Source organism: Paludibacterium purpuratum (assembly GCF_004363805.1).
GTDB lineage: Bacteria > Pseudomonadota > Gammaproteobacteria > Burkholderiales > Chromobacteriaceae > Paludibacterium > Paludibacterium purpuratum.
Genome location: NZ_SNZP01000010.1, coordinates 99,917 through 114,815, shown reverse-complemented (window position 1 = coordinate 114,815; position 14,899 = coordinate 99,917). Strand labels below are relative to the sequence as shown.

General features: G+C 63.3%; 8 protein-coding genes and 1 tRNA gene. 2 read left to right on the top strand and 7 right to left on the bottom strand.

Features of this window, described 5'->3' with window-relative positions:
• Nucleotides 1–374: 374 nt before the first annotated feature.
• A complete protein-coding gene (locus tag DFP86_RS13120; RefSeq protein WP_133681942.1) occupies nucleotides 375–1,139 on the bottom strand; it encodes a c-type cytochrome in 765 nt (254 codons plus the stop codon).
• Nucleotides 1,140–1,270: 131 nt separating this feature from the next.
• Here DFP86_RS13120 and DFP86_RS13115 point away from each other — a divergent pair.
• Nucleotides 1,271–1,347: transfer RNA gene (locus tag DFP86_RS13115), tRNA-Arg, on the top strand.
• A gap of 478 nt (nucleotides 1,348–1,825) precedes the next feature.
• On the opposite strand, the gene DFP86_RS13110 is transcribed toward DFP86_RS13115, so the two are convergent.
• The 3 genes from DFP86_RS13110 to recD form a co-directional block, all read right to left on the bottom strand.
• Nucleotides 1,826–2,017 carry a hypothetical protein gene (locus tag DFP86_RS13110; RefSeq protein WP_133681940.1) on the bottom strand — a complete coding sequence of 64 codons (192 nt, stop codon included), beginning with the start codon at nucleotides 2,015–2,017 and terminating at the stop codon, nucleotides 1,826–1,828.
• A 196-nt stretch (nucleotides 2,018–2,213) separates the two neighbouring features.
• Complete coding sequence (locus tag DFP86_RS13105; RefSeq protein WP_133681938.1) at nucleotides 2,214–3,080, bottom strand: NUDIX hydrolase; 867 nt, start codon at nucleotides 3,078–3,080, stop codon at nucleotides 2,214–2,216.
• A 38-nt stretch (nucleotides 3,081–3,118) separates the two neighbouring features.
• Nucleotides 3,119–4,840 (bottom strand): exodeoxyribonuclease V subunit alpha, encoded by a 1,722-nt coding sequence (recD, locus tag DFP86_RS13100; protein ID WP_243729392.1) that lies wholly within the window; start codon nucleotides 4,838–4,840, stop codon nucleotides 3,119–3,121.
• A 285-nt stretch (nucleotides 4,841–5,125) separates the two neighbouring features.
• On the opposite strand from recD, the gene DFP86_RS13095 reads away from it, so the two are divergent.
• A complete protein-coding gene (locus DFP86_RS13095) occupies nucleotides 5,126–6,499 on the top strand; it encodes an amino acid permease (RefSeq protein WP_133681934.1) in 1,374 nt (457 codons plus the stop codon).
• A 73-nt stretch (nucleotides 6,500–6,572) separates the two neighbouring features.
• Here the strand turns inward: DFP86_RS13095 and pap are convergent, their stop codons facing one another.
• Genes pap through recC form a run of 3 tightly spaced genes read right to left on the bottom strand, consistent with a single transcriptional unit; the run spans nucleotide 6,573 to nucleotide 14,806 of the window.
• Nucleotides 6,573–8,084, bottom strand: coding sequence for a polyphosphate:AMP phosphotransferase (gene pap, locus DFP86_RS13090; RefSeq protein WP_133681932.1), 1,512 nt, complete (start codon nucleotides 8,082–8,084; stop codon nucleotides 6,573–6,575).
• 24 nt (nucleotides 8,085–8,108) lie between these two features.
• Nucleotides 8,109–11,636, bottom strand: a complete 3,528-nt coding sequence (recB, locus tag DFP86_RS13085; protein WP_133681931.1) for an exodeoxyribonuclease V subunit beta — start codon at nucleotides 11,634–11,636, stop codon at nucleotides 8,109–8,111.
• Nucleotides 11,633–14,806, bottom strand: a complete 3,174-nt coding sequence (gene recC, locus DFP86_RS13080) for an exodeoxyribonuclease V subunit gamma (RefSeq protein WP_133681929.1) — start codon at nucleotides 14,804–14,806, stop codon at nucleotides 11,633–11,635. Before recC ends, recB begins: the two co-directional genes overlap by 4 nt.
• Nucleotides 14,807–14,899: the final 93 nt, after the last annotated feature.

Genomic DNA, 14,899 nt, shown 5'->3' with positions numbered 1-14,899 from the left:
CAACGCTCAATTATTAAAAAATTAGAACATACTTAATTTAAGTCAGGAAACTCGGACGGAATACTGGCCAGATGGCAATACGAACCATAGAATCGAAGCCGCAGGCGTTTTCTAGCGGCATTTTCTTGCCGCCAGCCACGGTGCCGGCAAAAAAATGGCGCCCGTGAAGGGCGCCAATACAAGAATGAGGAACATCTCTGGGTAGGGTAAATTCATAGGGAATCACCCATGCCGGACTCGGCACAAAACCAGGGAGCGAAACAGCGGTCTTTGCGCGTCATCCAGGCCAGTCAGACGTCCCAATGATGCCGCAAAGCCTGCTATCACAGCACCTGTCCTTTAAGACAGGTCGTCGCTACCAGGCGCTAAATCGCTCACTTCGAATGGTTCGCCATATATTCGATGGCCGAACGGAACTCGGCATCGCTGCCGGAAAAACCACCCTTCGGCGGCATGGCGTTCAGGCCCTTGGTGGCGATCTTCTGCACTTCATCCAGCCCCGGCTTCAGACGCACGGCCCAAGCCGCCTTGTCGCCGAACTTCGGTGCGCCGGATACGCCAGCCTGGTGGCAGGCGACGCAAACCGACTCGTAGATCTTCTTGCCGGTCACTTCCGGATCGACCGCGGCACTGGCGGGTGCGCTACCTGCGGCGCTCGCCCCACTGGCATCGGATTTCGGTTCGGCAAACTTGGCGCCGGCCTTGTTGGCCATATAAGCCACCGCACGTGCCACTTCGCTATCGGTCAGCGTGGTGTTGCCGCCCTTGGCCGGCATGGCATTGAAACCACCCAAAGCATGTTGCAGCAGCGTGTCGTACCCCTTGGCGATACGCGGTCCCCAGGCCGCCGCGTCGCCGAACTTCGGCGAGCCGAGCAGACCGGCGCCATGACAGCTGATACAAACGGCCTGGAACACCTGCTCGCCGCTGCGGCTGCCCGGTTGACCATCGCTGGCCACCGATTCGCCAGCCGGTTTCAGGCGTGCGGAAACGGATTCGTTGGTCATGACCTCGGCATCGATATTGAAGCCGCTGGTGGCAAGCTTAGCCAGCAGAGTGATTGCCACGACAAGGAATACCACGATGCCGACCAGGACTTTGACGATCTGCCCCGGTGCCATTCCGTTTTCATTGCTCATTCGCGCCTCGCCTGAAAAAATAATGACATTTAATAATTGCCGATTATACGAGAAGCATTTCCGCAAGGCAAAACCCCTACTGGACTTGTGGCCTCGCTTTGCGTTATTATCCGCCCTGCTTCAAATTCAGCGCACCCGTAGCTCAGTTGGATAGAGTGTCGGTTTCCGAAGCCGAAGGTCACAGGTTCGATCCCTGTCGGGTGCGCCAGTCCTACCCAAGCCTTACAGGGCAAGGTTTTCCGCCCGCCCCCCCTCTCCAAGATCTCCGATGCACCCTGTTCGTCTGACCGCGTATCGCAAAGCGCCCCTGCTCGCTTCACGCAATCGTCGGGACATAGGCGATTCTTTGCACTTTTGCTCAAATTCGCAATATAAGCGCCGCCACGATGGAACAATAGAAAAATCAGAAAACTCGCACTCCCGATTCTAGTCGAGGGGCAACGACCCTGCCTGTCATAGAGAACCGTAGTCGGTTTTCGGGCCAACGCCGGTGTGAAGAGTGCCAGCAGAAAGGGGACATACTCGGTGCCATTCGGGCCTTGACGAGGCTTATGAGCCACATCGGATGCGCCAGTCCGATCAGCAAGATGCCGACAACGATCGATTTAAATTCGAAAAGAAACCCGCCCAGGACAGCAAAAAATGGCATAGATAGGGAATGCCTGCCAAAGCCGCGGGAAACAGGGTTACTCCGGGGAACCGATGGACTCGATCACGCGCTTCTGATGCGTTCGCAGATCGATCACCTGATAGATCTCGACTTTCACCTTGCCGCGATACAGCCTGAGCATCACTTGCGCTGCGTTGCGAGCAGACTCCACCGTGGGATAGATCGGGCTTTTGTCATCGATGCCGAACGTATTGGATATCAATTTCAAACGATACACTGCGGAAACCTCAAGGCAATGCTGTGAAAAGACAGAAATTATGCGTTTAGCTTAACAAAGTAATCTGTCAAAAAGGTTTCCGCAATTCCGGGGAAACGCGTAGATCGCCGACCGAACCTCTCCCCAACCATAGCAACACTGCGACGATTTGCTTGAACTGAATTGTGTCAGCCCCCCCCGACGGCGCTCAGTCGATCAACATGCCGCTCGACGCAGGCTGCAGCGCCTCATGGACCAGCCGGCTGTCGTCGCCCCAATAGCCCAGTCTGGCCAAGCAGTCGGCCGCCGCCAGCGCGGCATCGATCATGAAGCGTTCCGCCACCAGCAACGACTCGACCTCGGCCAGGGGCACGCAACAGTGCTCGGCCACCTCGCCATCTTGATTATTGGGCACCACGTCCGGCGGCAGCCAGATGTCGAACACATGCAGCCATTCGCGGTGCAGCCCGCGTTGTACCGGCCGCTCCGCCAACAACAGGGCGACTTGCCGGACGTCGCGTAGCAGCTCGGCACTGAGGCCGGCCTCTTCCCAGCCCTCGCGCTCTCGCGCCACCTCGATCGTCTCGCCGGCCGCGACACCGCCGCCGACCATGTTGTCCATACGGTTCGGATCGACGGCTTTGTGCGGGCTGCGGCGGCCAAGCCACATGCGCACCTCGCCATCCGGCATGCGGCTTAGGCCGTTCAGATGCACGGCGTGGCTGGTCAACCCCAGCGGTCGGAACGCCGCGCGCTCCAACTCGAACAACGGCGTCCCATCGGCCAAGCTCGCCTGGAAATTTTCATCGCGCCAACCATTGAGCCAACCGGCGGCGTGCCAACGTCGCGCGGCAGCCGCCAGTTGTGCGCTGAGTGTCTGGTAATCGCTGCCGCCTTGGCAGTAGAGGCGCGGGCCATCGGCCGCGAACAAGCGATCGTCGGCCGCCAAAAGCCGCTGGCGCCACTCGGCATTGACCCACCCCAGGCGCGTAGCGCCGAAGTACAACGGGCTGAATGTCGCGAGATCCGCCCGCGTTACGCGCGCCAGGTAGTCGAGGACTCGCTGCAATTGCATTGTCGCTCCAGCTGTTTCAGGGAAGAAAACACAACATATTAAGATGATTTATCGCGCATTGACCATGTTGATCGCATTCGTCGCCCCAACCCGGAATGACGAATCAGTGTCTTGCCAATGGCGGCATGCAATAAATCACGCGAACCGACCAACTGAAAGGTCTGGCGAGCACGCGTCACGGCGGTATAAACCAGGGCGCGATCCGGTAAATTGGCGCCGTTGTCGGGCAACACCAGCCAAACCTCGTCGAACTCCGAGCCCTGACTTTTGTGTACGGTCATGGCATAGACCGTGTCGTGTTCCGGCAAACGCGCCGGCGCCAGCTCGCGCCAGCCGCCATCCGCGGCGGGGAAAGCGACACGCAGCCCCTCCGGCCGCATGATCGTGAAACCGATATCGCCGTTAAACAGCGCGACCCCGTAATCGTTACTGCTGATCATCACCGGCCGCCCTGGATACCAAACCTGCCCGGCGGGCTTGAGGCCGTCGGCCTCCAGCTGCTGTTCGAACAGCCGGTTGATGGCCTCCACCTGCCGGCGCTCGGCGGCCAGTGGCATAAACGCAACAAAAGCCTGCCAGACTTGGTCGAGCGACGCACCTGACTGCACCGCTTGCCAATAAGGCCTGCGACGAGTGGCCAACGCCTCGGCATCCAGTTCTGCCCGCCACCCCAGATCCGAGCGCTCGGCCTCGCCCAACAGCGCCAGCGCCTCGTCGGGCCGATTGTCGTTGATGCAACGGCTGAAGCGCCCGATACCGCTATCGGGTGCGAAGCGGTGACTGCGCGTCAGCAGCACGACGCTGTCGGTCAAAGGCGCAGCCTCATCGACTGCGGGCGGCAACGTGCCGACGTCGAGACCCAGTTGCGAGAGCCACGCCAGTGTCTCGCGCCGGTAACCGATCTCCTGGCACAGCTCGCCCAATACCGCGCCCGCCTCCACCGACGCCAATTGGTCGCGATCCCCCAGCAGAATCACTCGCGCATGCGGCGGCAAGGCGTCGAAGGTACGGGCCATCAGGTCGAGGTCGATCATCGACGCTTCATCCACCACCAGGACATCCAGCGGCAGCGTTCGCCCGGCGTGGTAACGCGCCCGGTCGGTGCCGGGCCGCAGGCCCAGCAGACGGTGCAGGGTCTGCGCGCCATCCGGCAGGCGGTGCTTGAGCGCGGCGTCGACCGGCAAGCGGTCGACGGCGGCACGGATCGAATCCGACAACCGCGCCGCCGCTTTGCCGGTCGGCGCCGCCAACGCCATCACCAGCGGCCGCTCGGCCAAGGCCGCCAACAGCGCCAACAGCCGGATGACGGTCGTGGTTTTGCCGGTACCCGGCCCACCGGAAATAACCAATAAGCGCTGGCGCAACGCCAGGGCCGCCGCCAATTTCTGTCGGTCGAGCCCGGTGTCCGTCGGCGGAAATAGTCGCTCGAGCCAGTCGGCCGCCAGAACCGGATCCACCGAGTCGAGACGGCCGGCTTTGCGACGTAGCGCTTCGGCCAGGCGAACCTCGTCGAACCAGTGATGGGCGAAATACAAGCCCGCGGCGGGATCGAGCACCAACGGCGCGTAGCTACCGGGCGCGGCCACCAGCACACTGGCGCTCAACCGCTGCCGGGCCTCCGGCTGCGGCACCGGCAAGCAGACATGCCCCTGCTGATTGGCCTGGATCAAAGCCAACAGCCATTGGGCGCAGTCATCGTCCCATTGCGGGTCGAGACGGCGGAACAAGTCGCACAGGGCGGCGTAAAGCGGGCTATCCATCGTGGTTCGCATCGAATTTGGCTGGCAGACTGTCGCACCATTCTCCCTGTGAAGCAAGGCTGCTTGCCTGCGATCGCCGCACGTGGCGACTTTGCGGTTTGCTGATCACAATTCGGCAATTTTTAGCTTCGAATGCCAAGAAATGTAACATTTATTCAAGCAAACCGATGCCAGCCGCATTTTTGTGGAACATATATTGTATCCATCCGATTGACGGCGCCAGCCATCTGATGATCTGATGAGGATGAAAAGTCTGAAAAATATTCCGACAAGGAGTCCCAAGTCATGAGTGACAATTCGCATGGCGGCGAGCTCAAACGTGAGCTCAAAAATCGTCATATCCAGTTGATTGCCCTCGGCGGCGCCGTGGGTACCGGCCTATTCCTAGGTTCGGCCAGCGTGCTCAAGGCCGCCGGCCCGTCGATGATCCTCGGCTACGCCATCGCCGGTTTCATCGCCTTCCTGATCATGCGCCAATTGGGCGAAATGATTGCCGAGGAACCGGTCGCCGGTTCGTTCAGCCATTTCGCGTACCGCTACTGGGGCGGCTTTGCCGGCTTCCTATCCGGTTGGTCCTACTGGCTGCTCTACATTCTGGTCAGCATGGCCGAACTGACCGCCGTCGGTGCCTATGTGCAGTACTGGTGGCCGCAGGTGCCGACTTGGGCCACCGCGCTCGCCTGTTTCGTGGCCATCAACGGCATCAATCTGGCCAGCGTAAAATCCTATGGCGAGACCGAATTCTGGTTCGCGCTCATTAAAGTCGTCGCCGTCCTGGCGATGATCGTGTTCGGCGCCTGGCTGTTGGCCAGCGGCCACGGCGGCCCGCAAGCCACCGTCCACAATCTGTGGAACGACGGCGGCTTCTTCCCGCACGGGTTCGGCGGCCTGTTCATGGTACTGGCCGGCATCATGTTCTCCTTCGGCGGCCTGGAACTGATCGGCATGACCGCGGCCGAGGCGGCCAATCCGCAGAAGGCGATCCCTAAGGCGGTCAACCAGGTCATCGTGCGTATCCTGGTGTTCTATATCGGTTCGCTGACCGTACTCTTGTCGCTGTACCCGTGGAACAAGGTCGCGGCCGGTGGCAGCCCATTCGTCATGATCTTCCAGCAAATCGGCGCCAACGCGACTGCGCAAGTGCTGAATTTCGTGGTGCTGACCGCGGCGCTGTCGGTTTACAACAGCTGTGTCTATGCCACCAGTCGCATGCTGTTCGGGCTGGCCGAACAGGGCAATGCCCCGCGCGCCTTCAAGCAGACCGACCGCCGCGGCGTACCGGTCAAGGCCACGCTGTTCTCCGCGCTCGCCACCTTCGCTTGCGTGATCCTCAACTACGTACTGCCGGGTAAGGCACTGGGTATTCTGATGTCGCTGGTCGTGGCGACGCTGGTGATCAACTGGGCGATGATCAGCCTCACCCATATGAAGTTCCGTCGGGCCAAGGCCGGCCAGACCTTGGTCTTCCCGTCGTTTTGGTTCCCGCTGGCAAACTGGCTCTGCCTGGCGTTCATGGCCACGATCTTGCTGATCCTGCTGTTCTCGGGGGAAGACGCGATCTCGGTCTATGCCATGCCGGTGTGGATTGGCCTAATGTGGCTGAGCTACCGTCTGCGCGGCGCGGCCAAAGCCGAAACCTTGGCCAAGCAGGCCGCTTGACGGCGGATTGCCGAAGGCGTTGCGCCCTACGGATAATCGTAGGGGCAACGCCTTCGGCATTGCACCATTCCGCCTACGGTAATGCGCTTTCCCCTTTTGCGGTGTGCAGTCGCGCTTCCAGCGTCTCGCAGATCGTCTGCAGAATCTTCAGCCTTGCGTAGTACTTGTTGTTGGCCTCGACCAGCACCCAGGGAATGCGAGTGGTACTGGTGCGATCGACCATGTCGCTGACCGCCAGCCGGTAATCGTCCCACTTGTCGCGATTGCGCCAATCCTCGTCGGTGATCTTGAAACGCTTGAAGCCGGTTTCCTCGCGCGCTTTGAAGCGGCTGTACTGTTCGTCCTTGCTGATGGCCAGCCAGAACTTGATCACGATAATGCCGTTCTCGCTCAATTGGTGCTCGAAATCGTTGATCTCGAAATAGGCGCGCATCCAATCGGCCTCGCTGGCGAATCCTTCCACCCGCTCGACCAATACGCGGCCGTACCAAGTACGATCGAACACCGTGGTACGCCCTTTGGCCGGCATATAGCGCCAAAAACGCCACAGCCAGGGCTGCGCCCGCTCTTCCTCGGTGGGGGCGGCGATCGGCACCACATGATAGGTACGCGCGTCCAGCGCCTGCGTGATACGGCGGATGGCACCGCCTTTACCGGCGGCGTCGTTGCCCTCGAAAGCCAGCACCAGCGCATGCTCGGCAAAACGCGGATGGCGGGTCAGGTGGTAGAGCCGGCCCTGCAGCTTGTCGATCTGCGCGCGATACTGTTCGCGCGAGGTCGGCTGATCGAGCGTCAGCGCATCCAGGATCAGCTTGTCGTCGATCGGCGCCAATAGCGGCGGGGCGTTCGGCTTGCGCTTGTCGCGCGCGGCCTCCTCGGCCAAACGCGCCCCGAGCATATTGATAATGGTGTTGCCGACCGTCAGGCTGCGATAGTTGGCATCCTCGCCGTCGACGATAATCCACGGCGCATCGGCGGTATTGGTCAGGCGGATCATGTGCTCCGCGTATTTGCGGATCTGATCGTACTGTTCGTAGTGTTCCCAGTCGGTCTTGGTGACGCGCCAGCGCGTGGCCGGATCTTTCTCCAGCGTCTTCAAGCGCTTTTTCTGCTTTTCGCGCGACAAGTGGAACCAGAACTTGATCACCAGCGCGCCATCTTGCGCCAGCATATGCTCGAATTGCTGAATCTGCTGGACCTGCAGATCGAAGGCATCCCAGTCGGAATGGCCCTTCACCCGATCGAACAGTGCATCGGAATAGTAGGAGCCGAAGAATATACCCAGCCGCCCCTTGCCGGGCAGCTCGCGCCAGTAGCGCCACATCCACGGCCGTGCCAGGGCCTCGTCGTTGGGGGCGGCAAAGGCCACCGTGCGGATCAGCCGCGGGTCCATCCACTCGTTGATCAGATTCATGGTGTCGCCGCGGCCCGCGCCGTCGAAACCATGAATCAAAATCAACACCGGGAAATCCGGCTTCTCCTTCAGGTCGTACTGCGCGTCGAGCAGTGCCTTGCGCAGCAGCGGTTCCTGCTGGCGAAAGGTCTCTTTGTCGACACGGTGTTCGATTTCGGCTGACTCAAACATCGCGTTTCCCCCACGGATTGGCTCTCAGGCGGCAAATAGGGCGTCGAGCGCATCGAGCAGCGTCGAGGACGGCATATCGCGCCACACGCCGTGCCCAGCCGCATCGACTCCCCTCATATAGAGATAGCGCACGCCGGCAAAGCGCGCCGTAAAGTCGACGCCACGGCTGTGCAAATATCTTCTTATGGCAACGCAATAAAACAAGTACTGCAGGTAATAATGCTCGCGGGCAACCGATTGTGCCAGTCGCTCGTCGTCGTAGTCGGCGGGCTCGGCACCGAGGTCGTTGGATTTGTAGTCGACCAGATAGAAACGGCCATCGATTTCGCACACCAGATCGATGAAGCCCTTGAGAAAACCGCGCACCGCCGAAAAATCCAACCCGGCCGCCGCCGCGCTCAACAACGGATGCAAACCATGGCGAGCATCGCGCAACACGGAGCGCAGCGCATCCAGACGCAAGTGCTCGACCGGCAAGGTGAACTCCAACTCGATCAGTCGACGCGCCGGCTCGGCCAATGCCAACGACACACCATCGTCCAACGGCGCCGCCAGCGTGCGGCACACCAGCGCATAGGCCGCCTCGGCATGCGATGGCGCAAAGCCATGCAAGGCGACGATTTCACGCACGGTCTCCAGGCTCGGCGCGGCAAAATCGACCTGTTCCAGGATGGCGTGCAAGCACGTGCCGGCGCGCGCGCCTCGCGGGAACGGCACAGTGGCATCGTCGGTTTCGGGCAGGGTTAAACCGCCACGATCATGATCCGGCCGCTCTCGCTCCGGTGTGCCGCTGTGGTGCACCAGCCCGCTGAAACTGGCAACGCGCCAGGGCGTGTAAATCGGCCGCGCGATGCGCGCCGGGGCGTACACCCCGGCGGCGCCTTGTGCCGTGCGCGTCAGTGCCGGCGCCCACTCGGCCTCCTGCCAGGCCACCGTCGGCCCCTGGCGCCGGATCCAGTCCTGCAATTGCGACCGTACCGTCGCGCCATCCAGCGCGGTCAGTTGCGCCAGCGGTGTTTCGGGCGGGGCGTGCAACAGCCAGGCCAGCGCGGCGGTCTCCATCTGCTGCACCCAGCCCCAGGCGATGTATTGCCGGTGCTCGGCGCGCGTCAACGCCACGTAGGCCAAGCGCAGTTTTTCCGCCAACAGTTCGTTGCGCGCCGCCTCGCGCGTGGCATCGTCGAGCAGCACCTCGGGCGTCAGCCGGCTGCCGGTCGCGCCGTGGCTACGCCAAAACGGCATATCGCGACGTTCGAGTGCGCCATCCCACAGGAAAGGGCAAAACACCACCGGGTATTGCAGCCCCTTGGCACTGTGCACCGTGGCGATCTTCACCAAGGAAGCATCGCTCTCCAGCCGCAATAGTGCGGCTTCGCCGCCCTGTTCGCCGTTAACTTGCAACTCGAACCAGTCGAGCAACGGCAACATACCTTGCTGCTCTTCGCTAGCGTTTTGCAGGAGCTCCGCCAAGTGCGACAGATTGGTCAGCCGACGTTCACCGTCGGGCAGCGGCAACAGGCGTTCGGCCACCGTGCGACGTGCCAGGAAATGTCGCCAGGCCGCCATCATGCCCTGTTGCCGCCAGCGCTGATGGTCTTCGGCATGCCACGCCAACTGCGCCTCCCAGGCGGTCTCATCCTGCAGGCAGGCAGCGATTTCGTCCGCGGCGAAACCATACAATTCGGTCGCCAGGGCATGGCGCAGACGCGTCTCGTCCCCCGGATGCGCCCAAGCCGACAGCAAAATCAGCAGCTCGCGCGCCTCACGGCTGGCAAACACGCTCTCCTGCGTCAGCGCCACGCTGGGGATATTCAGCGCCGCCAACGCGGCGCGCATGATTTCGCCCTGCCGATGCGTGCTGACCAACACCGCGCAATCGCCGCCGCCGAGCGGCCGCTGTCCGCGCTCCGAGCACAACGACGCCCGGCCCTCGGCCGATAAGGCCAGCAGGCGAGCGATCTCGGCCGCCGCGTTTTGCGCCGACTGTTCGGCGGCCAAACGCTTGCTGGCGCCTTTGGCGCTGTCGCCGAAGTCCAGCCACTGCCAATTGCAGGGCGCGCGATCGTCCTCGACCACCAGCCTTGTGGCAGGACCGGCGGCGGCCACCGGCTGATAGCCGATCTCGGGCAGAACGAACGGCTTGGGGCGGGCAAACAGCGCATTCACCGCATCGACCAGCGCAGACTGCGAGCGGCGGTTGACGTCCAGCGTGTAGCGGTTTTGCGGCAAGGTATCGGCGCGCGCCTCGAGATAAGCGAAAACATCGGCGCCGCGGAAGCTATAGATCGCTTGCTTCGGATCGCCGACCAGGAACACCGGCCGGCCGCGTTCGATGAAGCTATTGCGGAAAATGTGGTACTGCACCGGGTCGGTGTCCTGAAACTCGTCGATCAACGCCGCATGGAAGCTGCCGGCCAACTGCGCGGCCAGCACCGGGCCGCGCACGGGGTCGCGCAAGGCGTCGTACAAATCGGTCAGCAGATCGTCGAAACTGCGCGTGCGCTCGGCCTGGCGCCGACGCGCCAGTTCGTCGCCCAGCCAGTCGATCAGATCCAGCTTGAGCCGGGTGATTTCCAACACCGCGGCCTGCTGGTAGGCATCCCAGGCCGCCAGCCAGTCGCCGATGCGCGCGAAAGCCGGGTGGGACGGCGGGGTGAAGCCCTTGTTGGCGGCGCGCGCGAGTACGGCGGGCGTCAATTTATCGAGCAACTTGCGCTCGCTGCCGCTCAATGCCGGCGCCGCTCCCTCGACCGCCAGTAGGCGCATCACCGTCTGAGCAAGCAAGGTGCGTGTTTCGACGCCGAAACTCCGCGCGTTCAGTCCTTCGGCCCGCTGCAGCAACTCAAATGCCGCCTGACAATCGTCGCGACCGTCGCGCAACGACTGCCAGCAGATGTCCAGCGCCCTTCGCGCCGCGGCCAGACCGGCGCCCGGCGGTCGATCCACCGCCAGATACGGCTTGGCCAGATAGGGTCGAATATCGGCCAGCCAACGTTCCGGCGTCTCGCCCGATTCGGCCAGCAAGCCGGCCAATAGCGCATCGCTCAGCACATGGCGACGCCAATAGTCGTCCACGGCATCGAGCAAGCGCTGACTATCATCCTGGATCAGTTCGGCGTGAAAACTCTGGCCAGAGGCGAAAGCGGCATCGGATAGCGCGCGCTGGCAAAAACCGTGGATGGTATAGATCGCCGCGGTATCGAAACCGACGATGGCCGCATTCAACCGCGACAAGGCCAAGATGCGCGCCGCGCCGGGGGGGTGGCGCTCGGCCATGGCCAAGAGGAACGGATCGTCGCTCGCGCTCCCCTCCAGTACAGCGACCAACGCACGCAAGCGGTCGCGCAAGCGGCCGCGTAGTTCGGCGGTAGCCGCCTTGGTATACGTCACCACCAGCAGCTGGTCGATGGCCGGCACCTGCCCGTCGGCATCCGCTTCCAACAGCAGGCGAGTGTAGAGCGCCGCGATCGTCCAGGTCTTGCCGGTGCCGGCAGACGCCTCGATCAGATTGACACCGCCCAGCGGGCAATCGAGTGCATTGAGCGGGTTCATGCCGTCGCCTCCCCCGCGGCCAGCGCCGCCAGCATCGGCAACAGCAACACCTCGGCCAGCTGTCCGAATAGCGGATCCGCCAGTGGATCGAGATGCCGGAACGCCAGCGCCACGGCCGGGTCGTCTTGCTGGGCGAACTTGTCTTCGAAAGCGGGCGCCCATTCGGCCAGCGCCCGGCCCATGGCGCCGGCGCGGTCATCCGGCTTGTCCTGTAGATGGCGCGCATAGGCCAGGCTTGTGCGCGCGAAGAACGGCAGCGGCAGGCTCTGGCCCTGGCGCCAGAACGCCAACCACGGACGCAAGCGCTCGATCGCATCGTCGACCGGGCCCAGTACGCGTGTGCCGTCGAAGGCGCACAACATGGAAATCGGCGCCACTCCCGGTGGTTGCGCCGCACACAACAACAGGTGCCCGAGCCAGAAATCGATCAACTCGGTGGCGAAGACCGGCCGAGCGGTCATCAGCAAACGCCCCTGCGGCCGCAGATCGGCCAGGGTCCCCACGATCGACAAGCCATCGATGGACAAATGCAGCGTAGCCGGCGGCAACGGCGTTTCGGCCAGCGCCGGCGGTAACCCGGCGGCAAAGCGCCGCCCCTGCCCGATCTGGCGCGACAGCAACGCCTCGCCCAACGCACCCGGCGGCAGCCAGCCGCTGCCGTGCGCCACATCGCCGACCACCTGCAACGGCTTTCGAGTCAGGCTGGCGGACACGACGCGTTCCATCACGGCAAGACTCGCGTCGCGCGCCAGGTCGAACGGCTCGCGCACCGGCATGGCCTCGGCGGCCGCGGCCACGCGGATGCCCAGACGCTCCGACAGCCAGGCGCGGCAGGGCATGCGCCAGAACCAGCGCCACTGCGCGGCCTCCACCACCGTCGGCGCCTCGCCGACAAGCGCGGCGGCGAACGGCCGCGGACGGGCCGGCGGCGCGGCCAGCGCATGGGCGAAACCGGGTTCGAAACTGGCCAACCTTGCATCCTGGCCGTCGTAGCAAGCCGGCGAGAACGCTTGCAGCGGATGGATCACGCACAATTCGTCCGGATCGGCGCCCATGGCCGCCAGGGTATCGAGCAGTTCGGACACCAGGGCGGACGGGGGCAGCGGCTCGTTACTGCGCGCCGACAGGCCGATATAGGACAGGTATAAGGTCTCGCGCGCCGACAGGATGGCCTCCAGGAACAGATAACGGTCGTCGAAGCGGCGCGAACGGTCGCCGCGGCGCGGGTGCTGGGCAATCAAATCGAAACTCACCGGCCGCTCGTCGCGCGGGTAAGCGCCGTCGTTCATCCCAACCAGGCACAGCAAGCGGAACGGGATCGAACGCATCGGCACCATGGCGCAGAACGTCACGCCGCCGGTCAGAAAACCGCCCGAGGTCGTCTGACCGAGCCGGCGCGTCAACCAGTCGCGCAGCACCGGCAGGGTAAACGGCTGGTCGAACTCGGCCGACTGCGTCTCCTGCGTCAGCGCCGCAAGCGCCTCGCGCCAAATATCCAGCGCCTCTTCCTCATCCTCGTCGACGGCCAACAATGCTTCGGCCAGCGCTTGCAGACGCGTCCGCCAATCGGCGGCGCAGGCCGGCTCGGCGCACTGCCGCGACCAGTCGTCCAATATCCGGTACAGCGCGGCGAAGCGCGCCAGCACCTCGCTGTCCCCGCCGGTGGCCAGCGGCAAGGGCAACAATGCCTGCCACATGGGGCTACCATCGCCGGCCAGGCCCGGCGGCAACGCCGCGCCCAACAGCAGTCGATCCAGTCCCCAGCGCCAAGTAAACAGCGGATCGGCCGGCAAACCGAGCGCGCCCTTATGGGCGGCATCCCGCCCCCAGCGGATCGCGGCCTGCTCGACCCAAGACTGTATCAACGGCACGTCGGCGGCCTGTAGACCAAAACGGCGCAGCACCGCCGCGCAGTCGAGCAGCGCCAGCACGCGATCGGCGGGGAAGCGTCCATCGAGCAATTCCAGTACCGCGGCCAACACCGACAACAGCGGCACATCGCGTTCGATGCGGCGGTCGGCGATGCTGTAGGGGATACCCGGTGCGTCCGGCCGCGGGCCAAAGACCGCATCGATGTAGGGCGCATACTGATTGATGTCCGGCGTCAGCACGGCCACGTCGGCCGGCGTCAGCGTCGGATCGGCGGCGAAGTGCGCCAGCAGCCGATCCTTCAACACCTCCAATTCGCGCATCGCACCGTGCGCGGCATGGATTTCCACCGAAGTGTCATGCGCCGAGCGCCGCTTTTGCGGCGGCTGCAGCGTCAGCATGTCGCGCTGCAGCCGGGCCAACAACGTGTCGCCTTCGGGCCGCGCAAACGCCGCTTGCGATTCGTGCAGGTTCTCCGACACCAAATCGAAAAAGTCGCGCCCCTGTTTGCCGAGCGAAGCCAGCAGCGGGTGATCCGGCGCCACGTCCAACCCCATGCCGGTCAGTCGCAACTGGCCGCGGGCATCGACGATATTGCCCCAGTACTCTTCGCAGGGATTGAGCAGAAACAGACAAACGTCGGTCAGTTCGGCCAGCCGCCGCACCAGCGCCAAATACATCGGCGCTAGGCTTGCGATACCGAACAGCGTGATGCGCTCGGGCAGCATGTCGGACGAGAGCGCAGCCAGGAAGGCATCGTTCATGCGAACCCGGTGCATGCCCGGCACACTATCGGCCAACCGGCGCCACAGCGCCGCCTGCCAAGCTTCGTCCGGCCCCAGCCCCTGCAACTCGCCGCGCTCCCAAGCGCGAATCCAATCGGGACGGAACACCAGGTACTGGTCGAAGATGTCGGACACACAACCGGCCAGCTCGAACACCGCGCGCTCGCCGCCTTGCAGATAATGGCGCACCGGCGCGAACACCTCGTCGTCAAGCTGAGGCAGCAATTGCATCAGACGCCAGGTAAGCACTTCGGGTGCAAACGCCGATTGCTCCGGCAGGTCGGGCAGCACTTGGCGCATCAACCGCCAGGCATAGCCTGCGGGCAGAACAAACTGCAAATTGGCGGCGATACCGCTGGCGCGCGCGCTCGCCAAGGTCAGCCAGCGCCCCATGCCGCGGCTTTGCACCATCACCACTTCGGGGAGGAACGGGTCGGACAGCGGCACGGCGCGTACCATGCCGGTAAACAACGCGCCCAAGTGCTCCAAGCGGTTCGATTGATAGAGATGCAGCATGCGGATGAGGACTTATCGATATCGTTCGCATCAGTTTAGCATCGGGCACGGCCGCCCGGCGCTCGGCGTCCGGAGTCTTGATACAAAACAAGT

Excerpts from the sequence above, each read along its gene's own strand:
- DFP86_RS13120 (WP_133681942.1), bottom strand. The coding sequence starts at position 1,139 with ATGAGCAATGAAAACGGAATGGCACCGGGGCAGATCGTCAAAGTCCTG.
- DFP86_RS13105 (WP_133681938.1), bottom strand. The coding sequence starts at position 3,080 with ATGCAATTGCAGCGAGTCCTCGACTACCTGGCGCGCGTAACGCGGGCG.
- recD (WP_243729392.1), bottom strand. The coding sequence starts at position 4,840 with ATGGATAGCCCGCTTTACGCCGCCCTGTGCGACTTGTTCCGCCGTCTC.
- DFP86_RS13095 (WP_133681934.1), top strand. The coding sequence starts at position 5,126 with ATGAGTGACAATTCGCATGGCGGCGAGCTCAAACGTGAGCTCAAAAAT.
- pap (WP_133681932.1), bottom strand. The coding sequence starts at position 8,084 with ATGTTTGAGTCAGCCGAAATCGAACACCGTGTCGACAAAGAGACCTTT.
- recB (WP_133681931.1), bottom strand. The coding sequence starts at position 11,636 with ATGAACCCGCTCAATGCACTCGATTGCCCGCTGGGCGGTGTCAATCTG.
- recC (WP_133681929.1), bottom strand. The coding sequence starts at position 14,806 with ATGCTGCATCTCTATCAATCGAACCGCTTGGAGCACTTGGGCGCGTTG.